Source organism: Paenibacillus sp. GCM10027626, assembly GCF_042676285.1.
GTDB lineage: Bacteria > Bacillota > Bacilli > Paenibacillales > Paenibacillaceae > Paenibacillus_Z.
In genome coordinates this window covers 99,229-125,896 of the sequence record NZ_JBHTHC010000004.1, presented here as the reverse complement: position 1 = coordinate 125,896, position 26,668 = coordinate 99,229, and the positions used below count along the sequence as shown (strand labels likewise).

General features: G+C 44.6%; 23 protein-coding genes. 7 read left to right on the top strand and 16 right to left on the bottom strand.

Annotation, left to right across the window (positions count from 1 at the left end; all coding sequences use genetic code 11):
• Positions 1-11 precede the first annotated feature (11 nt).
• From ACFQ0N_RS10375 to ACFQ0N_RS10300, 16 genes are all read right to left on the bottom strand, one after another.
• Positions 12-3,557, bottom strand: a complete 3,546-nt coding sequence (locus ACFQ0N_RS10375; protein ID WP_379325586.1) for a hypothetical protein — start codon at positions 3,555-3,557, stop codon at positions 12-14.
• A 104-nt stretch (positions 3,558-3,661) separates the two neighbouring features.
• Positions 3,662-4,138: a GNAT family N-acetyltransferase gene (locus ACFQ0N_RS10370; RefSeq protein ID WP_379325584.1), complete on the bottom strand. Its 477-nt coding sequence runs from the start codon at positions 4,136-4,138 to the stop codon at positions 3,662-3,664.
• 69 nt (positions 4,139-4,207) lie between these two features.
• Entirely contained in the window at positions 4,208-4,354 is a 147-nt protein-coding gene (locus ACFQ0N_RS10365; RefSeq protein ID WP_379325582.1) for a hypothetical protein, read from the bottom strand.
• 261 nt (positions 4,355-4,615) lie between these two features.
• Positions 4,616-5,251, bottom strand: coding sequence for a hypothetical protein (locus tag ACFQ0N_RS10360; RefSeq protein WP_379325580.1), 636 nt, complete (start codon positions 5,249-5,251; stop codon positions 4,616-4,618).
• 64 nt (positions 5,252-5,315) lie between these two features.
• Positions 5,316-8,258, bottom strand: coding sequence for a phage tail spike protein (locus ACFQ0N_RS10355; protein ID WP_379325578.1), 2,943 nt, complete (start codon positions 8,256-8,258; stop codon positions 5,316-5,318).
• A 26-nt stretch (positions 8,259-8,284) separates the two neighbouring features.
• Complete coding sequence (locus ACFQ0N_RS10350; protein WP_379325575.1) at positions 8,285-9,052, bottom strand: hypothetical protein; 768 nt, start codon at positions 9,050-9,052, stop codon at positions 8,285-8,287.
• Between the two features lie 28 nt (positions 9,053-9,080).
• Positions 9,081-13,955 (bottom strand): phage tail tape measure protein, encoded by a 4,875-nt coding sequence (locus ACFQ0N_RS10345; protein WP_379325573.1) that lies wholly within the window; start codon positions 13,953-13,955, stop codon positions 9,081-9,083.
• A 276-nt stretch (positions 13,956-14,231) separates the two neighbouring features.
• Positions 14,232-15,047 (bottom strand): phage tail tape measure protein, encoded by an 816-nt coding sequence (locus ACFQ0N_RS10340; RefSeq protein ID WP_379325571.1) that lies wholly within the window; start codon positions 15,045-15,047, stop codon positions 14,232-14,234.
• A 44-nt stretch (positions 15,048-15,091) separates the two neighbouring features.
• On the bottom strand, positions 15,092-15,517 hold the full coding sequence (locus ACFQ0N_RS10335; RefSeq protein ID WP_379325569.1) for a DUF1617 family protein: 426 nt from the start codon (positions 15,515-15,517) through the stop codon (positions 15,092-15,094).
• Positions 15,518-15,523: 6 nt separating this feature from the next.
• A complete protein-coding gene (locus ACFQ0N_RS10330; RefSeq protein WP_379325567.1) occupies positions 15,524-16,099 on the bottom strand; it encodes a hypothetical protein in 576 nt (191 codons plus the stop codon).
• Between the two features lie 183 nt (positions 16,100-16,282).
• The gene (locus ACFQ0N_RS10325; RefSeq protein WP_379325565.1) at positions 16,283-17,044 is read right to left on the bottom strand and encodes a hypothetical protein; all 762 of its coding nucleotides are present in this window, start codon (positions 17,042-17,044) and stop codon (positions 16,283-16,285) included.
• Between the two features lie 40 nt (positions 17,045-17,084).
• Positions 17,085-17,804 (bottom strand): hypothetical protein, encoded by a 720-nt coding sequence (locus tag ACFQ0N_RS10320; RefSeq protein WP_379325563.1) that lies wholly within the window; start codon positions 17,802-17,804, stop codon positions 17,085-17,087.
• Positions 17,805-17,827: 23 nt separating this feature from the next.
• Positions 17,828-18,310, bottom strand: coding sequence for a hypothetical protein (locus ACFQ0N_RS10315; protein WP_379325561.1), 483 nt, complete (start codon positions 18,308-18,310; stop codon positions 17,828-17,830).
• 34 nt (positions 18,311-18,344) lie between these two features.
• The gene (locus ACFQ0N_RS10310) at positions 18,345-18,635 is read right to left on the bottom strand and encodes an HU family DNA-binding protein (RefSeq protein ID WP_379325559.1); all 291 of its coding nucleotides are present in this window, start codon (positions 18,633-18,635) and stop codon (positions 18,345-18,347) included.
• Positions 18,636-18,751: 116 nt separating this feature from the next.
• On the bottom strand, positions 18,752-19,573 hold the full coding sequence (locus ACFQ0N_RS10305; protein ID WP_379325557.1) for a hypothetical protein: 822 nt from the start codon (positions 19,571-19,573) through the stop codon (positions 18,752-18,754).
• Positions 19,554-22,319 (bottom strand): RNA dependent RNA polymerase, encoded by a 2,766-nt coding sequence (locus ACFQ0N_RS10300; RefSeq protein WP_379325555.1) that lies wholly within the window; start codon positions 22,317-22,319, stop codon positions 19,554-19,556. The genes ACFQ0N_RS10305 and ACFQ0N_RS10300 overlap by 20 nt, the downstream gene beginning before the upstream one ends.
• Before the next feature lie 142 nt (positions 22,320-22,461).
• Here ACFQ0N_RS10300 and ACFQ0N_RS10295 point away from each other — a divergent pair, with 142 nt between their 5' ends.
• From ACFQ0N_RS10295 to ACFQ0N_RS10265, 7 genes are all read left to right on the top strand, one after another.
• On the top strand, positions 22,462-22,947 hold the full coding sequence (locus tag ACFQ0N_RS10295; protein WP_379325553.1) for a helix-turn-helix domain-containing protein: 486 nt from the start codon (positions 22,462-22,464) through the stop codon (positions 22,945-22,947).
• A 130-nt stretch (positions 22,948-23,077) separates the two neighbouring features.
• Positions 23,078-24,073, top strand: coding sequence for a phage lytic cycle repressor MrpR family protein (locus ACFQ0N_RS10290; RefSeq protein WP_379325551.1), 996 nt, complete (start codon positions 23,078-23,080; stop codon positions 24,071-24,073).
• Between the two features lie 190 nt (positions 24,074-24,263).
• On the top strand, positions 24,264-24,653 hold the full coding sequence (locus tag ACFQ0N_RS10285; RefSeq protein ID WP_379325549.1) for a hypothetical protein: 390 nt from the start codon (positions 24,264-24,266) through the stop codon (positions 24,651-24,653).
• 309 nt (positions 24,654-24,962) lie between these two features.
• The gene (locus ACFQ0N_RS10280) at positions 24,963-25,424 is read left to right on the top strand and encodes a 3D domain-containing protein (protein WP_379325547.1); all 462 of its coding nucleotides are present in this window, start codon (positions 24,963-24,965) and stop codon (positions 25,422-25,424) included.
• Positions 25,425-25,441: 17 nt separating this feature from the next.
• On the top strand, positions 25,442-25,969 hold the full coding sequence (locus ACFQ0N_RS10275) for a hypothetical protein (protein ID WP_379325545.1): 528 nt from the start codon (positions 25,442-25,444) through the stop codon (positions 25,967-25,969).
• A gap of 107 nt (positions 25,970-26,076) precedes the next feature.
• Complete coding sequence (locus tag ACFQ0N_RS10270) at positions 26,077-26,460, top strand: hypothetical protein (protein ID WP_379325543.1); 384 nt, start codon at positions 26,077-26,079, stop codon at positions 26,458-26,460.
• A gap of 5 nt (positions 26,461-26,465) precedes the next feature.
• Positions 26,466-26,651, top strand: coding sequence for a hypothetical protein (locus ACFQ0N_RS10265; RefSeq protein ID WP_379325541.1), 186 nt, complete (start codon positions 26,466-26,468; stop codon positions 26,649-26,651).
• Positions 26,652-26,668 lie beyond the last annotated feature (17 nt).

Sequence of the window (26,668 nt, the reverse complement as noted above, 5' to 3'; positions counted from 1 at the left end):
AAATCGCCACCTTAAATGTAATCGAACTTCACTTGAATATTTTTATGAGCTACCCGAGAACCGTCACCCCAAGGACGTGCTTCTATATACACATAAAGAATACCCGGCTCCGTCACTCGTACAACACTTGATACATTTTTGTAAGGCACGGAACCTCCTTGAGAAGACGCGGAACCGATCTGCGCTCCAGAGCCCCCTCCCCATCCGTCGATACTGTATAGGCGTGTACCTATTGGGGTTCTCCAATCCAAAGAAGTTGAACTAGCGCTTAAAGTTTTATCAGCTGATCCAGAGATAGATGTATTTAACCTGATATAGGATTCGCTGTCCGAGATAGAAGATAGTACTGCTATATCCGCGCTTATAGTCAGCTCGCCTACAGAGTTTAATGGTATTTTCAAAAATAAGTAGTACCCTGATTCAGACGAATAAATCTTCTCAGCGTTGTACGAATATCGTACAGTGTTACTTGATCCGATCAATGAAATACCAGCTCCTTTCCATGTTGATCCATCATAATATTCAAGTTGTCCGTTGTTCACTCGTGTTCTAGCGTTACTACCTGTATGAAGAACCTCTTGCCAACCAGATAAGTCGTGGTAATACAAGAGTCCATTTGCTCCGTTAGCATACATTCGTCCTTTCTTCGCTCCGGGCACAGCATTTGCCTCCAAATCCACGCCTCTGCTCACACCGAGGAATCTGGCGGTAACGTCACCATCAAATCTTGCAGCACCATTTTCGTCGATATCCGCGACATCCCTCGAACCGTTATTTACACGATACCCACCACGAGTTGCCCAGCGTCCCGCTCTAAAATCGTATACCCCGTTAATGGAATCATCATAAGACTGCATCCCCAACCCCCACCAACCTTTAAAGATGGTGTTATGTTGTGTAAAAGATGCAGCGTCAGCATTTCCTTTTTTAAAGGCAACTTCACCGTTAAAAGATGGAAGATCGTATTTTGTAGCAATGAAATTACCACCAACACGCATATGACCACTAGTTGTAACAGTACCAGCCGTCTGAAGCCTAATATCGCCTCCGGCGGCATTGTTAATCGTAAAGTTCATATTATCTGATTTCTGACCATACCCCACCCATGCAGAGCGGTTATTACCATCATTGTAAAACTCCATGTAAGCGTGTTGATCAGTAGAGTTTCCTCTAAGTTTCAACATGCCACCATATGAACCGGAAATGTTAAGCCAGCGATTAATCCACATATCTCCGTTAGGAATTACGTCAAACGCTGTTTGTCCCTTAGTATAGTCGTAGAGTCTAAATTGATCGCTAGGTGGATGTACTCCCATGCTCCATTTTCGAACATCTTGGTTTTGGTAAACGATCCCTGTTATATTCTGGTTTGTATTGTCCTTTGCGCGCAAAATCACATGAGTGTCATTCTTGTCTACAGTAAGTGTTCCAGTCATCGCCTTGCTTCCGTCCAGTGGCAAGAATACCCCATCCACCGCGCTAGTAATATCAACTTTTCGGGCAACATGTTCATCCTCAGTCGGCACGCCTACCTTAAACTGTCCATTTGTATCTCGGATAGGTATCCGATTGGAAGTAGCATCACTTGTTGAACCATGTACGTTAGTATCGCTTTTATGAGAGTCTAAATCTGATTTTGTAGACTGTGCTACTGCTAAGACAGTATTAAGATCGACAAGTCGTGCAACATGTTCATCCTCTGTCGGTACCCCCACTTTAATCTGCCCATTTGTATCCCGCCGCACAATTCGATTTGGAGTTGCTTCAGCGGTAGCGCTATGAGCAGCTGTTGCACTTCTATGTGCTTCTAATGTATTGGCTGTGTCTAGAAGGGTGGCGTTGATTTCATTAATTGCACTGACAACACTATCTTTATTTGATGTCTGAAGTCCTCCAAGGGAACCGATTTTAATGTCAGTTGACAATTTATTATTTGTGATTGAGTTATCTAGAATAAACGCTCCATCAACTTCTCCAACCTCAATTTCAGGTACATTTTTAAGTACCACGAAGTTAAATATCGTACCTGTTTCCCATTTCTCAGTGCGAGTTATAGACTGATTATTTTGAGATATTGTGTAGTCTGCACCCTCTGCAATAAACACTGAGTTCTGATAGACCAATAATAAATCTGATAGTTGATTAAATTGTGGGATTGCTATATTCACAGTGTTTGCAGAATCACTAAGAGTTACAGTATTTATGTAACGCATTAATTTTGCTTCCCCACCTAAAGCAAATGGTCTCCAATAGGATGAAGCGGTACCTGGCTCATTACCTACAGAATCCTGAACACAAATCCATGTAGTTCCATTGTATGTGACTTGATTATTCACCTTATATTCTTTCGAGGGATCATAATCACCCATATACTCGAAACTGTCAGCCTTGTTCTGTGCGTTATCAGCGGCAGTATTTGCATGATCAGTTGCAACGTCAGCATTATCGGCAGACATATTCGCGCTATCAGCAGCTTTGTTTGCATTCTCAGTTGCAGCAATAGCATCTATTGTTGCTTTTATTGCATCTTCTGTAGCTAGATCAGCGTTCTCTTTAGCTTCGATAGCTTCTTCAGCTTTACTCTTTGCATAATCACCTTGTTCTTTTGCATAGTCTCCTTGAGTCTTGGCGTAATCACCTTGAGTTTGAGCGAATTCGGCTTTATTATTAGCGTTATCAGCAGCGGTATTTGCATTTCTAGTAGCAGTATTAGCCGCTTCAGTGGCCAAGTCGGCATTAGCTGTGGCTGCATTAGCGCGTTCAGTTGCTTCATCTGCCCTAATCGCTGCCTGATGGGCTAATTCAGCGCGTTCGTCCGCATGTTCCGCGGCGCGGTTAGCATTGTCAATTGCAGGCTGGGCATCAATCAAGAGCATCCATTTAGTTGAGTCGGATAAGGGGTTGCCCTTGTTATTGCTGATTAACGAATAGTATAAGCTATTGTTACCCTCATTGCTCACGATGTCGCCGGCAAGATAGGAGGTAGCGGCATTATATTGGCCAGTCATTTTGAAGCCGGAAAGTCTGCCCCAAAATCCGGTGTGAGTAGGGAGGGCGGTAGCGTCTCTTTTGGCGATGTAAGCGGCGCCTTGGTAAGACACGATGTTATAACGCTTGTACTGTTGATTGGAAGCGTACTCGCCGACGTATTTGAATTCAATGACGTTATTTATAATATCTTGGAGATTTTCAGTAACTGTGCCCCCGACTTCCTTAAGCCAAATTCGTGCGGCTGGAATTAAAGCCTGCCCACGGCCAAAATAGGAGACGGAGAGTGTTTTTCCGTTAGCCGCGGGATTGAATCTCACGAAACCAATCGTATAGTTTACTTTAAATTCATATTGACCAACATCATCATACTCCACTTCATAGTAGGTTTGATTTGTTGCAGGATCGTGGATTTGTACGCGATTTACAGGATCAGGTAGCTCTTCGAGTAAACATACATTGTCGACCACTTTATAAGGGTAGTTGGTAAATGGTCTGAACTGATCGTTTGATGTGCCAGCCCGTAAATTGTAGATGATGGGATCTTTATACTCGAATATATTGGACAATTTATTCCCGCCTTTCTTTTTAGTAAATGCAAAAAAGACATCAAGTAGTTGATGTCTTTGGTGAAGATTGTTTTGTTAGAAATACTATTTCATAAGCGAGTCATTTAAGAATAGCAAAAGACGTTCCTAGAAAGAAAAGGGCTACTGATTGTAATATGCATGACTAAATCTTCATCATATAAATCCAAAATCATTGTAACAATCTCTGACGGTTTACGAACATCCTCTTCGAAAAGGTAGTTGAACCCGAATCTTTTATACCATTCCCAACGCTCGTATAGCGAGTCAAGTGTAATAAAGCGTTCATTTACTTGGATGGCCATATTAATGATATATTTAATAATGTAAGTCCCTAATCTATTATTCTGAAAATCACTACAAACAGCCAGTCTGGCTATGTCAAGCGAGGAGCTGTAGCTGCTTCCGTCTAACCAAGGTGGATAATTCGTTTCCTCATGTTTAATGGTAAAATAACCGGCTAACACATCTTCATAGTATACTAGCGTTGTACTTGATTCACGTTCTATATGAGATGGATAGGCTCGGTATGCAGGAATGTCTCCATAGAACCATTGCCACATCTAAATTGCTTAATTGCGCCTATGTCGTCAATCGAAATAATTTTATAGATCAATCTCTGTGGGTCGATACTAGGACTTAGAGAAACGGTCATTATATTCTTTAACCTTTTTGGCGGCAAAATTTTTCATAAACTCTTCATTTTTTTTAGCATTATATAAGAATCTCTCCAAATCTTTACCTTGCAGTTTTGGTCTTTCTCTCATGTTAACTGCCATCTTCTTCACTCTCCTCTTGTTCATCATCTCCACCTCCTAGAACTATTCTAGTGGTAGTATATGATCACAAGTAAATTCTCATGTATACACTTTCATCGAAATGGATAAAACGCAAGTTTGGAAAAATACCAATTTGTATACATTCATAATAGCACTTTTTCCAATATCGACAAGAACGTATACATGTCAAGTTCGGGAGTCGGATCAAAGTCAAAAATTGTATACATTTTGCTCGACAAAAAAGACCCGCATAAGCGAGTCTTATGAATTCACAATTTTCTCAAGTTCAGCTTTTTTCTTTTCGAGTTCGGCAAGTTGGTTTTGGATTGATTTTATGTCGTTTTCAGTACTTTTAGCTAATCCTTCTACTGATTTTACTGATCCACTAGTAACTTTATATCTATCACTTTCCTCAAACGGCTGATTTGGGTAATTCTCTTCATGATACTTTTTAGCCTGCTCATAATTTTCCTTCACACCTTTCAAATTCTCTTTCGTTAATTCAAGTATTTCTGTCTCTTCCGCAAGAGCTTTATTTAACTTATCTATTTCCGAGTTTACTTTATTCAATTCAGTTTTAGCTTGTGTTTTATCCATTGTTGTAGTCACACTAGTTCCTCCTTTCGCTCCACTATCACCTGAAAGTGAAATTCCTTTATTGTTCGCACTATTAACCTTTAATCCAACTTCATTAGAAGCAACTCTTAAAGGAATGTAAGATGTGTTATTCACAATAATAGCATCCTGAGATAATGCTTTATTATTGATTGTAACAGGCACCTCTGCTTGAATTTTCTGTCCAATCATAGATTTAATACTTGCCGCTGATACTGAAACACCAATACTTAATACACATCCAATAGCAACACCAGTCACTAGATATCCAATTTTTTTCATTTAAATCCCTCCTATTATGATTCAATTATAATTGTATCATATTGGAAATGATGATGGTAGAACATTAAATTGGTTCTGATGATGTCCAAGTGCCACCGCCACTGTTCGAGTTTTGTGTATTGCCGTGATTGTGGTCATTTGTTTTAACTGTGTGCTTGTGAGTGTTGCTTGCCTTGGTATCTAACTTTCTCTCAACAGCGGAAATTCTTGTATCAAGTCCATCTAATTCTTTCAACAGATCTCTTTTACGAACGGTCAAATCAAACTGTACACTTGCATTACCCATCATTTTAGTTGTCCCTTGTAAAGTTATAGGGTTTGTGGTGTCATTTGAACCCATAAAAATCTCGTTTGATGAGAGATGGAATTTAGTCGCTCCAATACCAAGTCTCTGGTAATTATTTTCTGTGTACGTATTGATCTCACCCGCAAAGTTGCCAAGCTGGTCATAAAAAGTAATCCCAGATATCCCTTTATCATCACTAGTATTAATACTAACTCTTAATTTATTCCCAGAATCAAATGTCCTAAATCCATTTGAATCCATTTCAATTCTTCGTCCAACAGGTATTGGAGAAGTAATGAACAATGAGCCACTTATTGTTGAACCTGAAATAGTTCCTGTAAATCTTCCAGATGTAGCAGTCATACTACCATCTTTTTCAACTTTGAATACACCATCGTTAACATTAATTGAGCTACCTACTATTTCTCCATCCTTGTATTTACCACCTGTTATTGTTCCTTTAGCAGTTATATTACCTTCAAATGATCCATTTGTTGCTTTCAAGAATCCCGCTGGAGAAACAGAAAAAGGAGCATTTGCAAATGAAGGACTTCCTAAGTAAATCCCCTTATCATCAGCCTTAAAAATCTCATTTCCTGTACCAATAGAGATATTACCAGTCATTATCAGGTTTCCTGTAGTATCTGCATACAGCTTATCTGTCCAGGTTGTGCCATTACTAGAACTTTGAATCCTAAATCCACCTGTTGTGGCATCATTTTTAGCATTTATAACGATTCGTGATTTCTTATCATCTCGCGTTATGGTAAGATCCATATTTGTAACAGTTAAACCGTCATTATCTATCTTGACTGAACCTGCTTTATTCTGAATAACCAACAGTTCGCCAGCGATAATTTTACCTATAATCAATTCACCAGTAATACCATTCGAAGTAATGGCATTCTTATAAGTATTCCCGCCATCATTGGTGATCGCTAAGACAGAGTTTACAGCCCTCAGAAACTTGAGTGGATCGTCAGGCTTTTTGATGGTCAGGCCTCTGCGGTCGAGCAAGTATTGGAGGTTGTCGCCGCCTTCGATGGCGTTTTTGTTGGCGTTCCAGGCGTTGTTCAATATTTTATCGATTTCGGTGTTGTTTTCTTCGGATAGATCCCATTTGTAGCGCGACATGTCGACTTGTGTGCTTGTATTGACGCTGCGATTGAGCAGGTCTTTGATTTTATGGAAACCGGATTTGATGTCCTTGGAATTGGCGATGGTAAGGGTCAGGCCGTTGTTGCGAATATCGTGATCGATGACGATGATTTTGGCTTGAATGTCAATTCCAAAATCCGGATAACGGATTGTAATGATGCTCCCCAATTTAAGACGATCGCGATCGTAGGTAAGATTAAGCTGATTGATAATGTCGATGGCATTGATTTCATAAGCGACTTGCGGCTGACTCCACAGCAGCAAATTCTTTTTGGCCTGCTCCAGCAAATCTTCGGGCGAGGAGTAGTTGGCATCGCGCCAGACGCGCTCGCGAATATAGTAGTTGCGTTCTTTGATTTGCACGGAAGTAAAATTGTTCTCGATCGCAATTTGCTTTCTTAGCGATTGTTTTTGGGAATCAATCGATGCGAGCTTGTTTTGGATCGCGGTAATTTCCTTGTTTTTGCTGTCAATTTGCGCTTGCTGCGCTGTGATTTGCAGGTTAATTTGAGTAAGGTCTTCGCCCAAACTGACCAGGACATCTTTTCTGTCTTGCAGCTTGTAAAGCTCCGTTTGCAGTGCTGTCAGTTCATTTTCCCGCTTTGTGCGCTCGTTGACCTGAGCTTCTTCGTCGGCGAGCAGCGACTGGAATTGTTTTGATTTCTCATCCAGCAGCTTGTTATATTTCATTAACGCTTCGCATAGTTCGTCACTCAAGTAGCGGGAATGCTGAAAAGTGTTGCCGTTCGCATCTTGAGCGTAGGGATGCATGTAATAATCCAATGACTCGATATAGTCAGTTCCGGCCGGAGTAAGCCGATTAATTGAAATTTCATCTTTGCCGTAGACATACAGGCGGGTCACGACATCGTCAAAGTTTTCTTTGCCGTTGATTGATTTTAAATATTTTCCGTATTCGATCGTGAGTCCTTCATCTCGTCCGTAATTCTCGTCCAAATAAATCGAAAGACGTTTGTTGACCGTATCGACAACCGGAATGTAGAAGCCGTAAGTATCGATGGCTTCGAAGATGAAAGAGAGCAAATCTTTTTCGCCAGTATCGAATGTGCGGTATTTGGTAAGCAGGGAGCCATCCATATAGTCGATGGTCCAGTCTGTTTTATACAACAAGGTCTTGTTGAGTACACCATTGTCTCCGACCGGATCGTACAGGGGCATGGTGCCTTTCAAAATGCGGACGAGCTTGTTTTTCCACTCATAATGAAGCTGGTAGCAGGTAATCGTCTTATCTTGCTGATCATCTTCGGAGGCATGATCTTCAGGATTGGTTATGATGTAATAATCGATGGTTTTTCCTTTAAAATCATGCCGGACCAAATAGTCGCCGGTAATCAGATCGATAATTGGATTGCGTTTGCTCTGGCCTGTCTCTGTGGTGATCGAGTAGGGGATGGTCAGCTGCAATTCATTGACTCCGCCATAGTTCATAATGATTTTTTCATTCAGCGTGAAATGCAATTGAGCGATTGGCTCCCGATTCGGCTTGCACAGAAAAAAACGAGTGTCTTTATAAGAAAGGTCATTAAAATTTATTTCATACAATGATTTCTCCCCCTAAAAGACCTTGATTATTGCGACAGGAATTCATAGCGATAATCAAATTTGATTTTGCATGCACCGTTAATTTGGATGCGGTTTACGCCGTAAACCAGCGAAGGGTAGTTGCCGTTGAAGTCTTTGTAACGGTACGTATTGGAAATTGATGATTCTATATATTTTTCTTTGCCATTGATATAAAGCAGTTCTTTGTCCAATAAGCCGTTAATGGAACTTAAGCTATTGCCGTTGGAGCGATTTCTGATTTCAATCTTTCCGGTGCCGACTTTATGGATGTGAAGATTGGGAAAGATTGTTGTATCGCCCAGATTAGTTATTTCAACTTCTATGGCGCCCGTTGTATTATGATAAATTTTTTCCATAACAGGGCTTCTTACGTAGCAATCTATATTGGAAAATTCAACTTCGATATAGCCTTGATTCAGCGCGGTCGTAAATAGGGCAGGGGAGCCGACATAGGTTACAAAGTAGCGCCGGTTGATATCATCGGTTGAATAGAACTCATTAAATTTCCCGTTGTTTAACCAGCGGGCTATTTTCGATTTTAATTCGCTTGTCCAGCAGCCGTCCAATGGAGAGAGCTGCAATTTGATCCGAAAGGGCTGAATCCTTTCCCCATAAATATAAGGAGTATGGTTGCCGGGAACAGAGGCGGATATAATCTCGCGGTCGCCAAAGAAGGACTTTTCGATAAACCCGGAAGACATACTAATAAGCGATACGCCCATCACATCGTTGCGAATCCCGTCATAAGAGAAGTTCATACTGTTAAAAGACATGTTATCACCACCTGATCGCGAAGGGAGCTTATTTTAAAACGAAGCCCCATTGTTTAAATTGTGTATTGATTTTGTCGAGCAAATAGTCGACGTCGGCGTTTTTTTCTATTTTGTCGATATGAATCAGTTTGTTGAACTGCAGCGTTTGGCTGGAGCGGCTTTCAAAATCCGTTTTTTTGAACAGATTATTCAGGTCAAAGGTTCTGATTTTGTCGATAATATTGCTTGCAATATTAAAAATGCTAAGGGCATCGGCCGTCTGCTTGTCATTAAGTACCAGCTCTTTCTTGTCCAGCCAGGCCAATCCTTGTGAATCACCAGTGTAGCCGCCTGTGTTGAATTTTTGCAGGTCTTTCAAAGTGTTATAAGATCCGTCTTGAAAGCCCCAAATTTTCCTGAGCCCATCATTCGCTTTTTTCAGTTCGTTAAAACGCGGATCTTTATTATTTTTAATCGCTTCTGCTTCTTTTTTGTTGTCAAGATAGGTCTTCCAGGCATCTTCTCTTGTTTGCTTCTGCTGCTCTTGCTGTTGGAAAAAAGGAGTGGAAGTTAAGTGGTCATCCAACTTGCTTTGATCCTGATTAAAATCATATTGCCAGTTGCTTAACGTTTTTTCGCCAATTTTTAAAACATCCTGGTTGTTTCTTACAAACTCAAATAGTTTTTCATACTCGCCTTTGATATCACCGATAACAGTTTTAACAACATTCAGATCGCCGCTCATTAGATCTTGCTTCATTTGATGAAATTTCTGTTCATCATTGAGCATCTCTTCGTAAGTGGTGTTAATATATTCTCGAGCTTGTTCAAAGGCCTTTTTCATGTTTTCATGGTTGGTATTGGCCGTTTCTTTTTCAAGCTCAATTTCCCGCCGTTTTTCTTCCAGCTTGTCATTCAGGGCATCTTTACGAAGTTGTTTAATTCTTTGATGATTGAACTCTTCGATTTCCAAGACTTTGTCGGCGAGTTCTTTTTCAAGTTCTTTTCTTTTTTCCTTCGCTTCAATAGAATCGTCGAGAGATATTTCGGAAATTTTACGTTCGATATCCTGTTTTTCATTCTGTTTTTTACCGCGTTCTTTCTCAAATGTATCTTCTTCGTCTTGACGGTCAATGGTTTTTAGCTGATCGGCCGTCGCTTGTTCGAATTTTTTAAGCTCATCATCAAGACGCTGCATATTGTTGCGATGAGCCTCGTCAAGCATGTTTTCGCGTTCTTGAAGGGCTTTCAGTTCAAGCTCTTTGCGCTTGTTCAGCATTTTTTTGTAGTTGTCTATAATTGCATCTGCTTGATTTTCTCGCGCTTTTTGCTCATTACGAAGCGAATTGACTTCGATTTGCTGAAAATGCTTGGACGATTCGCGGTGCGCTTCCAGCTTTGCTGTTATTCTTTGACGTTCTTCTTTGGAGAGATCAGTCGTCAATTTTCGTTCCAGCTTGGTAATTTCTTTGTTCAATTCTTGCTGAGCGGCAGTTATGATTTCCCGTTTTTCACGATTGAGCTCTTCAATTTTTTTTAGATCTTCATCTGAATCGCCCAGCAAGGAAATTTGAAAATCAATATCTTCGATTTTTTTGTTAAAGCCAAACGTGGTGGCATCGGATTGTTCCTTGCCAACCTTTTCAGCTTGCTGCATCATCTCTAAATTGATGTTGTTTGCGGAATCTTGATATTTGGTAAGAGCTTCTTGTGCAGCTTTTTTCTCTTCATTCGTACTTTTTTTGGAGCTGATTAATTTATTTAAACGCGCGATTTCTTTGGCAATATCGCTTGCTTCTTTTTTTAAGGAAGCTAGAATGGATTGGCCGTAGGCGGCTACTGCTTTTTTCTCTTCTTCAGTATTAATCTCGCCTAGCAGGGAGATATTCCGATTGAGCCGGCTGCGATTTGTTTGTCCGGTAGATTGTATAAGATCGAGCGGCGATGTGAGAATTTCCACCATGCCAGCGATCGCTTGGCTAAGATCCGATTTCGTTTTATCTATTTTATCCGGCAATGAAGTATATTCGCTTAAAAGGGTTTCGATTTGCTCCATGGAATAGTTCAAACGTGTTTTTTGGTCTTTCTTGCTAAGCTCGACTAACTTGTTTTGGACTTTATCGACTATATTGCCATCTTTATCGAGCAGTTCCAGACTTGTTAATACTTTTTTACGGTTATCCAATTGTTTCTCTTGTTGCTTTAATTGCTTGGCCAGCTCTTTAGACATGTTTTCATAAATTTTTGTTCTGTTTTGAAGCAGTTGATTATAATCTTGACCAGTAGCTTTAGCTTCATCAATTTGTCTTTGGTTTTCCTGCAGCTGACGATTGTACTCTTTTAATGCTTCCTCGTTTTTGTCGTAGTTGAAGTTTGGTTTGTAGACTTCAACTTCTTTTTTTGGTGGCGTACCATTATTACTATTAGATATTCCTGAAGAGCGAGGACCCGAGCTGGAATTTGCTTTTCGTGGTTCAATCCCGTAATTCGGATTATCCATATTTTTCTTATATATTTCTAATGCTGCTTCAATTTCATTAAGATTTAATATTTGCCTTTGGGCCTCTTCTATTGTTTTGTTATGTTGAGTTGCAGCAGCATTGTACATAGAAGTTGCAGCAAATTCAAATGGATTAATAGCATTTATATTGATATCAATTGTTTCTCGTTTATTACTATCTAAATCATCATATGCTTTTTGTCTTCCTTCGGGGGTAGCTAATGCTTTAGCCTCTAGGCCGTACATTTGGACTCTTGCTAGAATATTGGTAAGTGTTGCGTAAGTAGAAGCTTTTTCATTTTCTAAATCCTGAATTGCTTTTTCTGCTTTTGCTTTACGAACTTCATCTAAAGCATTTTTTTCAATGGTCCACCCGTTGGATGTTTCTCGAATTAAAGGCGCCAATTCTGGATACTGACGTATCAGGTCCTGTACAGCCTGACTACTCAAGATTTGTCCATCTGTTACCCCTCGGATAGCGTTATCGAAATTTCTCATCTCGTCAGCAATCGCTCTGGTTTTCTCAGAGTAGTTGTTTGTTGCCTTTGAGATTTCTTCCATAGCGTCTTTTAACTCATAACCCTGTTTAGTTGGTTTATCGAGCCCTACTTGTGCAATTACTTGTTTTAGTGCAGCTAGTTCGTCTCCAGTTAATTTAAGATTACCTGGAAGCTGATCAAATACCCTTTGAATATCGTCTAATGAAGTAATCTTAGCAGTGTTAAAGATGTTAAAGATGCTTTTTAGTTGCTCTGCATCAAATTCGATATTACTTTTAATCGAAATTGTGGATAGAGCTTCGAATAACGGACGTGTAAAATTGTTTATTTTTGTGCCATTTTGTTCAATATTTTTGATATAATCTTGAAACATGACATTGAGATACTGTTCCTTCGGCTTAATAGAGGATGCGAATTCCTCATTAGCTGATTCCCATTTTTCTTGTGCTTTTTTTACAGCTGCAGCTAGTTTCTCCCCCATATTTTCGATTTCTTCGGTGTCTTTTGCAGGGTCAAGTATAGTTTGCACATTAAATGCTCCAGAAGCTGTAAAAGTATATTTGTCACCAAGAACAGGAGTATTGGCTTTGACTTTTGCTGAGAATTCATTATACTCTGCCAGTGCCTTTTCGTACTCTACTTCTGCATCGTCAGCCTGTGAACGCTTTTCGGTGATTGTTTTTTCAATTTCTTTTTTATCAGCCTTATAGTTTATTTCAGCTTTCCGTTGTTCACGCTTATATTCGTCGTCTAACAAGTTTATTCTATCTTGTATTAATTCATTATTTTTGGAATACGCGTCTGAGTTTTCATTTAACGAGGTGATATTAATTCCATAGGTTTGTTGCAACTCATTTTCAATTTCACTGAGACGGATTTTTTCATCCGCAGTTAGAGAAACAACATCTTTATATTTACTATACTCGTCAGACAGTGATTGCAAGTGATTTAGGTTGGCACTTTTTTCTTGTAAATTTGTAAAAGAATCCGCTAAGTCGTCACTGGAGTTGCTCGCATCGCCAAATTTTCCGATTAACCATTCAACACCAGTCCCGATAGCAACGAGGAGCAGACCAATACCTGTTGTGGCAAGTAATCCTTTAATACTTAACTTAAGACCGTTAACAGCAACAGTAAGGCCTCTAACGCCACCGGTTGCAGCTGTTGCAGCAGGAGGAGTCTGATAGAATCCTTTTACTGTACTTATTAATGACTGGATAAGCACCTGAAGTCCTCTAGTAAGTGCAAACACAGCTGTTGTTGCAATACCAAGAACTGCCGGCCATTTACCGAACTTTTCGGTAAACATCGTCAGATTGTTAATGAAGTTCGTTCCGAGTTCAATAAGTATTATTAAGGCGTCTTTTAGAGCACTATTCCCAAGTGCAAGCGAAAACTCCTGCCAAGATGCCTTCATCGCATCTATTCTTCCTTGCAACGACTGCATGTACTCTGCATTTTCCCGAGATGCGGATCCATTGGAGTAAACAGCCGCTTCAGTTGCCTGCACAGCTGTATTATAATTTAGCATCAACGCAGTAAACTGCCGGTAATGCTCTTCGCCCGCTAATGTTAAACCGATATTCTCACGTTGCGTATCGGATAGGGAGGACCATTTGGCCGCGAGGTCAGCGATTAGATCGCCGGCTTTGCGGATGCTGCCATTTTGCTCGAAGTCTATGTTGGCCATTTTAAAAGCATCTTTAGCTTCCGGCGCTGTGGCAACACGAGAGTAGATCTTGCTTAATCCATCCCCGACTTCGGTTCCGGATTCCTTCGTAAGAGACATAATAGCGGTACTATGGCCGATGACTTGGTCAATATCTACTCCAAAAGATTTGGCGGCTTGTCCTGCTTGCTGCAGTGAGTTGGCAATATCTTGCGATGTGACTGCGAATTTTTTATCCCATGCTGTTACTTTCACCTTGCGGCTACTGACTATCCCTGAGGAGGAATAGCGGAGAAGGTGCTTCTCGAAAGTGTCTTTACACTTGACCTTCTCTCTACACCTTCATTGCAACTTGAGTTATACGTGTAGTTCAGACTATGTCTTGTTCTCTTATGAAGTTCGGCTTCTAAAGAGACTCTAGCGTATAGTCGTTGCGGATTCATATTTATCTTGATAAATATGTCTTTCCTCAAGATCATCCACTCCTGGACTTCCCTTGATATAGCTAGATTTGTCTAACATGTCGCCATGCTAGGAGGCCAGATTGTTAACCTCGGTGATCTTATCCGCAATCTGCATGCTGTTGCGTGCTTCAATATTGAAGTTTTGCAAAGCGCTGGTAAGGGTTTTCATGCTCTCGTCAGCGTTCATGCCGCTAATATTTTGCATGGTAGACGAGACTTGAGCAAGCGCCGTGGCGTCTACAGAATTAAAGCCTTGTCGGGCGAAGACGGTAGTGGTTTCCAAAACGCTTTCGATGGACATGCCCAACTCTTTAGCCAGGCTGATACTGTTTTTTAAGACGGCATCTGTATTGGTGCTATCCGACAATGTGCGTTTAAGCTCATTCATTCTACCATCGACAGAAATAATGGTGTCGACGGCGGATACAAGCCCGTTTTTAAGCGTGCTATATATGGCCTTAGCTGCCTCTGCAGCCGGAAATTTGATCAGTTCACCGGCAAAAGCTTTTTCGAACTCTGGCGGTTCTTCGATCGCTTTTCTTACATTGTCAATATTCTTTATAATTTTATCTGTATTAACGATGTTTGCTCGTATATTGACATTTCCTTTGGTGGAAATATTCTGCTGAATCTGTGTGATACTGTTCGGATCAAGCTTTGCGCCAATCGAAATTTTTTTTAGCCCGGAATCGTTTGCCAGCGCGTTGATTGCAATATTGATATTTTTGATTGATCCGGCATGATCGATGGCAAGTTTTAATTTCAGAGCAGGCAAACTAGCATCTTTGGATAGTGTTATAATATCACTTTTGAGTTTACCTGTTGAGTTGAGATCCAATTCTGGGGTAAGAGAGATTCGGCCTTCATTTTTCTTTTTACTCATTCATCTCGCTCCTTTCTATTAAAATTACATTTGTGCAACTTCCCTTATTCCTCATACTGAATCGCTTCGACAATATCGCACCAGCGATTGTAACGGATGGCGTCGTCGCCTTCGAACACATCTTCGCAATCCAGCACGGCATCGCGGACGCATTCCAGCATCGCCCGGCGCTCGGCGGTCAGATCGAGCACGATTTCTTCTTGAGCCAGCTCCTGGTATTCCTTGTTGAACTGCTCCATATTGGCGATTTTGTAGTAGCTGCCTTTCTCTTCTTCGACGATGAATGGCTTACCTTGCTCATCCTTTTCGGCATATTCCTGCACCAGCTTGTTCACTTCGGACTCGTGACGCTGGGCCAGCTCAGACAGGACGGCGAGCAGGCGGCTGCGCATTCTGCTTGTTTTGCCAGCCAGCTTCAGGTGATACAGAAATTCGATAAATGGATTTAATTCATAGGCAAGTAATTTCATAGCGGATTAATTCTCCTTTGTAATTGGGTTTGTCGGGTTGTCTTGCGATTCATCGGAGTCCGAAGACGGATTCAACGGTTGATTCCATGGCTGGCTGGCGCCGCGCTTGATGGCCAGGTCGCCGAGATATTCGCCCAGCCTGGCCTGGAAGGCTTCGAATTCCTGCTGGAAGCGGGTGATATTGTCAGGATGGAAGGCCTGTACAACTTCTTCGAGAATGCCGTTATCGAGCAAAACATTGGTCATATGAATGAGACTGTTCAGATCGGTTTTATTTTTCGGAAAGGGGATATCGGTAAACGCCTGTACTAGCAAGGTGTCGATCAAGGCGACGGAATTGGCGATTGTCGTGTTGGTAATATCGTCCTGCTGATTTAATTGCTGCAAAATATCAAGGTAGTTCAAAATGACGTCGCGAATCGCGCTTTTGCGCCACGTTTGCTGCAGGTTGACTTCGTATTCCCCGAGTACGATAATTTTTTGTTTTTCATCTAATTTAGCTGCCATTTTGTTGAGGGCGGTGGCGCTCAGTTTTTTTGGCTTGCTGCTTTTCGGAGTGATGCTTTTGCTATTGTCGGCCATTTGTTATGCCTCCTTCGGTCTTTTTATTTTTAAAACAGACGTTGCGCTGCGGCGCCTGACAAGTGCCGCACAATCAAGCAGGCTGTTGGTAGTCGTGAATGACCGGCTGTAAAGTCTGCTTGAAAAATAAAAAGAAGGGAGAGGGGACCCGCACAGGAGTCCCGCTCTCGCGAAAAAAACGAATTAGTCCTCGTACAGCACGAGATCGGCGATGGTGTCTTCGCCGTTGACTTTGACTGGGAACAGGTCGAAGACGAGGCTCAAGCTGCTTGGGTCGCCCGAGCTGCTGGAAGCGATTGTGAAGTTCGGCTGCAGCTTGGCTTTGTAGTAGACCAGCTGGGCATCGATCGCTTCGCCGCGCAGTTCATCCACATACAGCGTGTCGCCGACGAGCTTGACGTATTTCGGAAAGCCGTTCGCTGTAAAGGAAACCTTTTTGGAATCCATCACTTGATATTGGTAGTACACCTGCACTTCATCGCCAGGCTTGACGGTTGCGGCGGCATCGAGCGTTACTGTTTTGTCGGTTACACTTTCAATCGCTTGGCTGTCGTGCGTGATGACACCATTAATGTACGGGAATACGGCAACACCGTTCTCCGCGCCGATCGGGGTTTTGCGCAGCTCGAGCTTTTTGTCGGCACCGACGACCAGCGTTTCCACCTCATAAATATCGCGGGCGCCGCTTACGATGCTTTCACCTGTAATAAGGGCCAGATGCTCCAGGGAGAACAGTTGCGTCTCGACGGTCAGCGTCAATTCTTTTTCGCCGTCCCAGGCGATCCGTTTCGTGCCGGCGCCCATGGCGAATACGCGGGTCGATTTGCCTTCGTATGTACTTGTGTTGGCGTAGTCAAAATGCATCAGCGGCTTTTGCGTTACGTAGTCAAATACTTGCAGTTTTAGTACTTCGCGGGATCCCAAACGTCCAATATCGATTGTCATAATAAATGTTCCTCCTCATAATTGAATCCGCTTTGGCGGATTATAGGGTTGTTTTAGTGAAGAGCTCGGGCAATTTCTCGCCTTCGCCCAAGTAGCCATTCGCCCATACTGGCAGCAAGGTTTGCCGCTTGTAGTTCAGACTCAATCGTTCGAACTGCTCGTAAACCTGGTAGATGGTCAAGCTGCCGACATTAAAAACGCTGACCGCGTTGCCCTCGACACTGCACAGGATGGACAAAATGTCTTTCAGCTCCAGCGCGTCCTGCTGATTTGCGCTCAGCTTTCTTTTTTGCCTCTGCATCTCGTTGTAAAGGCGCTTTGCCCGCTCATTTTTGAACTGGAGCTCCGTTTTTTTGCTGCTGTCGGTCATGCCGTTCAATTGCTGAATGAGTGTGATCCATTCCTGATAATTTGTTTTGTCCAGAAACAGCGTGCCGTCGCATGCGAACGAATTTTCCTCCGGAAGATAGGAGACATCCGCTTTAACAAAGAAGGAGAGAGAATCTGCAATGTGCTGGGCAATTTGCGAATGAGAGGTTAGCAGGTCAAAGCTGTCTTGCTCAGCCAGCGGCGCGTAATCCTGTTCCGAGATGCCAAACAGGTGAAGAAGCACGCCTTCTTTATCAAATGTAGCTAAAATAAGATGAATTTGATAATGCGCATATCCTTTATCGGCAATTTCGTCAATTGTTGGCGAATGGACGCTGACCCCGTGAAAGGGGAGCGGTTTGCCTAAAAAGGCGGACAGTCGGTTAAACATCGCGTTCCATCACTCCATCCGGACTATCTGAATTGCAGCGGACGATATTGCAGCACATTGCCCATGAAATATTCGTTGACGACAAGCTCAGTCATGCCGGCAAATTCTAATGAACCGACGCCAATGCCGCGCAGCTCTGCGAGCAGGTCGTAGATTTTGGAGACAAAATAGTCCGGGCGAATGCAGTCATAGTCCGTGCGAAACAAGTCGCGATGGGTGATGGCATGGATGAATAAATTGCCGGCCATAAAAGCGCCGCCGCCTGCCTTGGCGTAGTCTTTGAGCGAGACGGCGATGTAGCTTTTTTTCAGCTGCGGCGACTCTTCGGCCGTCGGGCTGTAAGCATAAGGATAAAGATGGCTGTACATAATTTGTTCAGGCGCGACGTCGGGCTGGGCCAGAAAGTCGCTGTCCGTATAGAACAGCGCTTTGCGCAGCTCTTGATCGTTCGCCAATTGTCCGGCAATGAGATTGCGGCAAGCGGTTAGTTCGGCTAGTCTGGACAAAGCAAAATCCCTCCAATCGTCTGCAGCTTTCGGATCAGGGGCTGCAGTTATACACGTTCACGGCCGCCCGCAGGACGCGGAGCGGCTTGAATTTGACCGCCCGGCGAGCGGCGATGGCCACCTCTGCGCCGGACTTGATATTGCGGCCTTTGCGAGGTGCGCGGCTGCAAATGATGAAATGGCCGAACCCGGCGATTTTTACAGCCTCGCCTGCCGCAAGTGAGGTGGAGATCGTGAGCACAATCGCATCGACGATCTGGGCGATATCCTTCTTTGAGGCGTCAAGCCGGGCTGCGACAGCTTCTGTCAGTTCCTTCTTGTTCATTTTTCTTTCTCCTCCTGAAAGAGCGAATAGATCAGCTGCATCTACTCATATTAGTATTTTATTAACGAACACATGTTCCTGTTGGTAATTCTATATATTTTTATTTTAAATACCGTCTAGTCCTTGTAATTCGCTTTATTTCGATGCCAGGATTCCCGTTTGGCTTGCTTCTCTTTTTCCTTGCGGCAGGCGAGGCAATACTTGGTACGGCCGGTTGTTGTGCGCACCCAGTCATTGCAGGCGGGGCAGCGGGCAACCGCTTTGTAGCGCCATTCCAAGTAATAGTTCATATAGTGATTAAAATCGTCAATGCGGAAAACGGCCGGGCTATGCTCGTCGGCGAACAGCACCGTTTTTTTTGTGTTTTTGCCAATTGAGCGGGTTTGCTCCAAATAGCCTGCCTGGACAAGGTCGCTGATGGCCAGCAGCGGGTTTTCCTTACGGACCGCTCGTGCCAGCGTCCGCTTGCCGGAAGGGGGGCGGACCGGCTTGTTGCACTCCGCTTCTTTTATAATGTCGGAGGTCGGTGTGTAGACATCATACAGCTCATTGTTGTATTTTTTATTATTGATCTTGCTGTGAACCAGATAGGAGAAGGCCAGCTTTTCCCGGTTGTCGTTATTCAATGCGCTAATGCGCTGCAGCTCTGTCTCTGTAACGGTTACATGGTCGATATAGATCAGCTTGGGCGAATGCTTGACTGTGTAGTTGACGGCGCTGGTCAGCCGGCGGCCCCAAACGAGCGGGTCGAGGCGAAGGGATTCCCGGTGGCTGTCCATATATTGCTGCAGGGTGGCCTCAATTTTCGGCTTATCGCAGCCGTACTGATGCAGATATTTGGCCAGGATGCGAATGGAAGTGAGCGGGTTGTGCGGATCGATGGCATTTTCCAGTAAAATTTGCTGCAGCATCTCGATTTCATTCGTTACGGTTTTCATCAAAAAGCTCCTCCGCTTGCAGATAGTAGGTGTTCAGCTTGAAGGATTCGCCATGATAAAAGAGATCGCCATCCTCTGCGCGCTCCGGAATAAAAATGCGTCCGCCGGCATGCCGCAGCAGGTTCAGCAGCATTTGCTCGCCGCACAAATCCCAGGCAAACTGCTTGGACGAGCTGTTTTTCGGATAGCAGAGCTCAACTGCGATGTCAGCCAGCTGCTCACGGTCAGGGCAAAGCGCCAGCGCCTTTTGTTGGAAAATGGAGGCGAACAGCTTGCGTTTCTGCGACCGCTCCTCTTTATCGATGCGTTCATAGCTGCTTTTTTTGGCAAACTCCTTCGTTTGCTGCAAATACTGCTCATATAAATGCTTGATTGCCTCCATACGGCATGGATCAATGACCCGGCCCGATTGCAAAAGGCTGTAGTCAAAAGCTGCGCCCGCAGCGGTTGCCGGAAGCCGGTCATGCTGAAAGACTGCCTCGATATGCCGGCACAGGCGGTTCATCGTGGAGGGGCTCATCGATACCGGACTGGTCAGCTGAAAATAATGTAAAAAGCTTTCCTCTTCCGGGGTACGCGCCGGTTTATCCTGCAATTCGGCAAGGGTCAGCTTGAAATTGACGAGACAGTTTTCTTCGGCATTTTTAATAAAGCTTTTGAACTTGCGCATTAATTGCGGATAAATATAGATGAAAAAATAAGGCTGCTTGTCCGCGGCAAGCTGCTGCTGTTGTTCTTGCTGCTCATTGTCATCTTCAGGCGCGGCGCTCCGGTAATCGTACCAGTGCTTCGGCATCGGTTTGCTCACAATGCCCTTCAGCTTGTCGATGGCATTTTGCTGAAAATGCTGGCCGCACATAATGCGGTATTGCATCTCTTCAAAAGCTTCGCTCCCCGGACTGAACCTGGCGCGGACGTCGAACATGGACGTAATGACATTCGTAATCGAACCGATCGCATCGCCAAAAGCGCTTTTATTCGCTTTGATAAAATGCTGCTCTGCCGGAATGATCTTGCCGGAGCTGCGCTGCTGGCAAATGATCGCGTCAAGCGGGCGGAGATTGCGCAGCAAAATCGGGTTATCCGTGGTCAGCACCGCATCGCCGTCTTTGTCGCAGCCATTGAGCGCATGGGCGGTCGTGTCCCAGGAGTTGAAAATGGTTACCGTCTTCATGTAGCGGTACCAATAGCGCATCTCCTCATTGTGCACGAGATTGAGCAGCCTGATATTGTTGTGGCAAGTCATCGGCGCACGGAAGCAGGCGATCTGATTGACCTGCCGATCCTGCCAATACTCCGCGTAAAATTGTCCGGCCCGGAGCAGCCCGGTCACTTCCATCCCGAATATGCTCTGGCACAGACTGTAGGGATCACCGGATACGGTGGAGAAATTGCCCCTTACTTTAAGGACGCCGATCTTGGCGTCGTTGATCCGTTTTTTGATCGCATAATGAATTTTCTCCCTGACAAAAGGATCATCAATCATGCGCGGCTCGATCATTAACGCTTTGGCATAATCGGGATCCATGCGCTGGAAGCCGTCCAGATGTAGGCGGGTTCCTTTCAAAAATAACAGGCTCATGCGCCAGTCGCCGCCCAGGCACGCTTTAATTTCTTCAATCGTTGGCCTGGCCAGTTCGGCAAGCTCCTCATCGCTTAAATCGAAGGACTGAAAGAACTGGTAGTTCAGATTGCGCTCATGTTCAAGCTTCTCGGGCAACAGCTTGGTTACGCTGTATTTGTACCCGTTCTCGCGGCAGCAGGCGGTATAATGCTCGAGACTCCGGTAGCTGTCCCACAGCTTGAGCATGGAGGTCGTTAAAATAAGCCGGACGCGGCGAATATCGCGCTCGCAGCCCCATGCGTCCTTGACGATATAATGCCCGGCAACTTTGTCCGCGAAATCGATAAAGTCGAAGGTGAACACCATCCCTTTGGCAAACGCATTGCGGATGCAAAAGCCGCTGCTGCGGTAAGCTGCGCCCAGGCTGCGGCTCCATTGCAAGCTGAGGTCAGGGTGGATGAGACCGTAGCCATCGCTTTCATTCAAAGCAACCTCGGCCTGCTGCTCATAGGAAAGTGTCGGGTTGTCGCCATCAGAATCGGAAATTCTGATTATATTTGTTTTAAATGATGTCCAGCAATCGGGCACGACAAGCACGCCCTCAGGATCGGGAACCGGGATGCTGGAGCTGCAGGCGAGCGCTTTGTAGGCTTCCAGCTTGGCCGGGATGAACGGTTGCTGCGGGTTGCGGCCATTGTCCAGCCGTTTGGCGAGCGGTTCGTAGACATCCTCGGATACATAGATGACGGTGCTGTTTTTGGCGCCGCCGGGCGTCGCCAGCAATCTGCGGAACAGCTTGCCGTTGATCATAAAGCCTTTTTTAAGGTTTAAACGGTCAAAGTCCTTCATCGTATCCATGACAATGGCGGCATACTCGGGAACAAAGAGCAATTGATAAAGCTGCAGGTAGCTTGCCTGCCTGTCGGGTGCGGGCGAACGGTCCTTCTCGGCATCCAGGGCATGGCGCAGCCGGGCGGCCCGGCGTTCTATTTCTTGCTCGCGGCTTTGTTCTTTATGCTGAATTTGCCGGATAAATCGGAGCAATGTACTATCCGCCAAGGCGATCAGCTCATCGCGGGCGATGGCCTCCTCAAGTGTAAGCTGCAGCTGCCAGCCGGCTTCCCTGATGCGCGAGGAGTGAAACTTGAAGACAAAACGTTGCAATTGGCGTGAAGCGCTCATCGCTTAACCTCCTTGTAAAAATCAAGTTGCTCAATGAATGCGATTATTATAAAATAAAAATATACAAAAATCAAACGAATGTTCGCATTTGGTTGTTGTGTTGTGAAAATTGTTGTGTTATCTTAGTGTTGAGGTGAAAGGAATGGGAGCAGGTCAGCTTACTTTCGGTCAACTGCTAAGAGAAGGGCGCAAGCAGCAGCAGATGACACTCAGGGATTTGGAGGCGCGAAGCGGTGTCAGCTACTCGCAGTTAAGCAAGATCGAGCGGGGAGAAAGCGTGCCGCTGCGTACGAATGTGGAAAAGCTTGCCGACGCCTTGGGAGGCAATCGGGATGAATGGTTATATAGCGCCGGATATTTGCCGGATATCGATTATATTTATGCATTGAAAAGCAGCTGCGACATGAGCGGTCCGCAGGCCGAAAGTCGTACCATTCAAGAGCAGGATGGGACATATGCCGGACAAGGGCCGGACATGGAACAATTCAATGAATGGCTGGCCGGAGCACTGGATGGGATAAGGGCAAGCGATCAGCGGCAGCTGCTGGAAGAATTGAAGGACTATGTCGAATTTAAAAAATACCAGCTTAAGCGGGGAGAAGGCTGGCGGGGCGGTGAACATGTATGATAAGGGAGCGATCAGGAGTGAAGATGCGGCTTATGCCGGTCATGCAGTCGCGTACAAGCAAGCCGGGAGCAGCAAGCCAGCGTGAACAGATTCAATTTGCAAACAGGTGCAGCGATAGAGGTGAAGCCGGATGTCTAATTTGACCTATGAACAGGGCTATTACAATGAGCATCACAAGCGGCTTTTTTTGAGCGCTGCCGGAGATCCTGCAAGTGCTGCCGCATACGGCCGCATATTAAGCCGCGCCAAAATTTTCGAAGAGAAACACGGCAAAGATTTATACGACTTCAATTTGCGCGAAATTGAGGATGTTTTTCGTTATTTGGATCCGACCTCCTATGCCAGCGCCAAAGGAGCGTTCTGGATTGTCCAAAACTATATTCGCTGGGCAATCGAGAACGGCTTGACCCGTTCTGCTGCTAATCCGCTTGATCCGGTTGCAGGCATTGAATATGTGCAAAAGATGGTTAGCAATTCGAAGAAACGTTTTTTTACAGAAGCAGAAATGCTCGATTCATACAAGGATTTAGTTAACGACCAGGATGCGGTCATTCCTGCGCTCATATTCGAGGGGGCGCTGGGCAAGCAGTGCGCAGAGCTTAGAAATTTGAAAATGTCCGATGTAAACATCGGGCAGCGCCTGCTAAAGCTGACTGACTATGACGGATCGGTAAGAGAACTTAAAGTTTCGCAGCGGCTGATCAAGCTTATTCAAGGCGCGTATACGCAAAGGGAATACTACAAAAAGAACGGCAATGCCGACAGTGACATGAAATCTCCGGCAACCTCGCAACTGCTGGACTACGGCTATGTGCTGAAATCGGTGAACAACGGCAGGATCAAGGCGCAGCAGGTAGCGCAGCACCTTATTTTGCAGCGGCTTCGCGGCATTGCGGAATACAGCGGCTTTCCAACCTACACGGCGATCAATATTCGCAATTCCGGCATACTGAAAATGATGCGCGATATTTATTTGGAGCAGGGTGATGTTACCGTTCGCGAACTGGAGGCGATCTTGCAAGCTTTCCATGTCATCAAGTCTCCTTCCGAATATATGAATATTACCAATTACAAAAATGATTTTTTAAATATCGAAAAAATGAAACAGGTCTATCAGATCGATTAAAGGAGGAGCGCGGGCTCTTCCTTTTTTATTTACAACAAATAAATATAAGCAAAAATGAATAAAAAGCTAATGTTGTAAAATGTGGCAACCTCATGTATAATGAGAACTACCTGAAATGCGAACAAACGTTTGTATTTTGGGTATGTGGAGATATAGAGTAGTACTTAGGAACTGTTCGGGGGGTGGATTCATGAACTTGACAATGGAGCACTGTATGTTACAAGAGCTGGGGATTCCGCCGACTGCACAATCCATTGCAAGCGAAATCGCGTTCTTATATCCGACAGATAAGGAAAAGGAGGAATTTGCGAAGCGGGTATACGGTTTGAATTTTTTTGATGTACGCAAAGAGCTTCGACGGGAAAGAGAAGGGAGAATATTTGCGTATAACATGGATCGGCCTACATTTTTGGCCCTTATGCAGAAGTCTCCAAGGGAGGCGCTGACAGCATTATTTCAGGAACCGATTTGCGATTTAAAGCTTAAACGAGCATTGACGATTGACCCGGACAAGCTTTATCAGCTTCATGTGGAACGTCCATTCGAATGGCTGCTGAATGCATGCCGGCTGCTGACATAGAGAAGGTCGATTTACGGCCTAATCTTTGATTTTATAGAATTTTTTAAGTTTCACTCGATAAATTCTATAAAATTTCAGGGGAAGAAACTTGCCTCGTGCTAAGGACGGCGTCAGCCGTTTCTTCTCATCGCTTGCGAGCTTGCAAGCTTCATTGAACCAATACAATCCCATGCTTGATGCATGTTGATGATATATAAAACAAATATATACAAAACTTTGAATGGGTTTGGAGATTAGCGCATATATGACGCATGCTAGCCAATTTAACGTATGGCGGTATCTTACAGACCTATCGAGCAGGGGGAGCTTATGACAACTGACACAATGGTATTATTTCTTTGGATTATGATGGGGCTCTTTCGTGCGGCAGGCTGCGGGGAGCCGCTGCCGGAAACCGAACAAGTCAAGCCGCCGCTGCCGATCGTCCAACTGAGCGAACAGCAGGATGCAGCGGATGAAAATAACGGTTATGAGATTTTTACAGTAACAGCTTATACAGCGGGTAAGGAATCAACGGGCAAATCACCGGGACATCCCGAATACGGAATTACGGCCAGCGGAGCTAAAGTAAAAGAAAACCATACAGCGGCATGCCCGCCATCGATGCCCTTCGGCACCGAGCTGTACATTCCCTACTTTGATCAACAGTATGTCTGCGAGGATCGGGGGGGAGCGATCAAGGAAGGAAAGCTGGACATTTATATGAAAAACCTGGATGATGCTTTAGAGTTCGGAAGAAGAAAGCTTCAGGTGAAAGTCATTGAAGGGTGAGCAGGAGGGGAGCGGTTGTGCGAAGTGAAGTAACGGAACTGAGGGAAATAACGCGGCTGGAGCAGGTTGTCGTCTCGTCCAGCATCGTCTGCAACAAATGCGGCAAGCAAGCGATGTACCGGCCGCTGCCGGACAAGACGGCAAAGGATGAACAGCAAATACAAATGCAATCCTTCGAATGCAGCTTCGGTTACAGCAGCCGGTATGACAATGAGAATTGGAGCTTCGAGCTGTGCGAAGAATGTTTGCTGGAGCTCGTTCGTTCCTTTAAGCTCGTGCCGCAAGGCTTTCGCAGCAGCGACTACGACTTGTATGACGAGACGAAGCACCAAAAAATATTCGAGCATTGGCAGCGGACCGGAGAATGGGAACCGTTCAAGTTTCACTCCTATGAAGAATTGCTGGAATACAGGAAATTGTTTAACGAGGACTATTTTGCTTCGCTAGTCGGAAAATATTATCCGGAAAGACTGAGACAATACCGCAGGAAGTCCGAGGCGATGCATGCTGCACGGGAGTTCGGGGGATGTGACCCGGCGCTTTGAGGCACGCAAATGAGCATAGCAGGCGGGGAAAGGACCGACAAATTGTCAGAGAAGCATTAGCGCTGCAGCAAAATGAAAAAATGGACTGGCGGGGTGAACGGCAGGACATGAGATGGAAATATAGCTCGGATGAGCTGAATATGCAAATCGCCGAGATCGATGCCTATAACGAGCCAGGACTGGCAGGATGCGGCGGGACAGACATGCCGATCCCTTATCATGGCTGGTATTGGCGGGACGTCTGTTTTGATGCGGATACGATCATGTTCGCCTACGGGCGGGGATATGTCGGATTTTGCGAGCAAAACAAGCGGGGTTTTCCCGAGTATTATACAACTCAGGAGCAGACGGCCATTATCCGTACGATGCTGGAGCATATTGTGGACCAGCCATCGGATGAGAAGTGCCAGGCATTATATAGCTATATTAAGCTTTGCTACTTGGAATCAAATAAAAATAAACAAAATAAATTTATTAATTCGGAGGAGTGAATACAATGCAGCTAGTTATTGAGCATGAAGATGGAGAGTCGTTGCACTTTAAAAATGTAAAGCTGGCCGCCAAGCATTGTGAGCGGGAGTTCGGCTATAGCGGACCAGCATGGAACCGGGTTAAACGCGGCGGCTTGCTGGAGCTCCACAGCTTTTTGATTGAGGACGATATTTGGGCTTACTTGGAATAGCAGTATGCCGGTTGCCG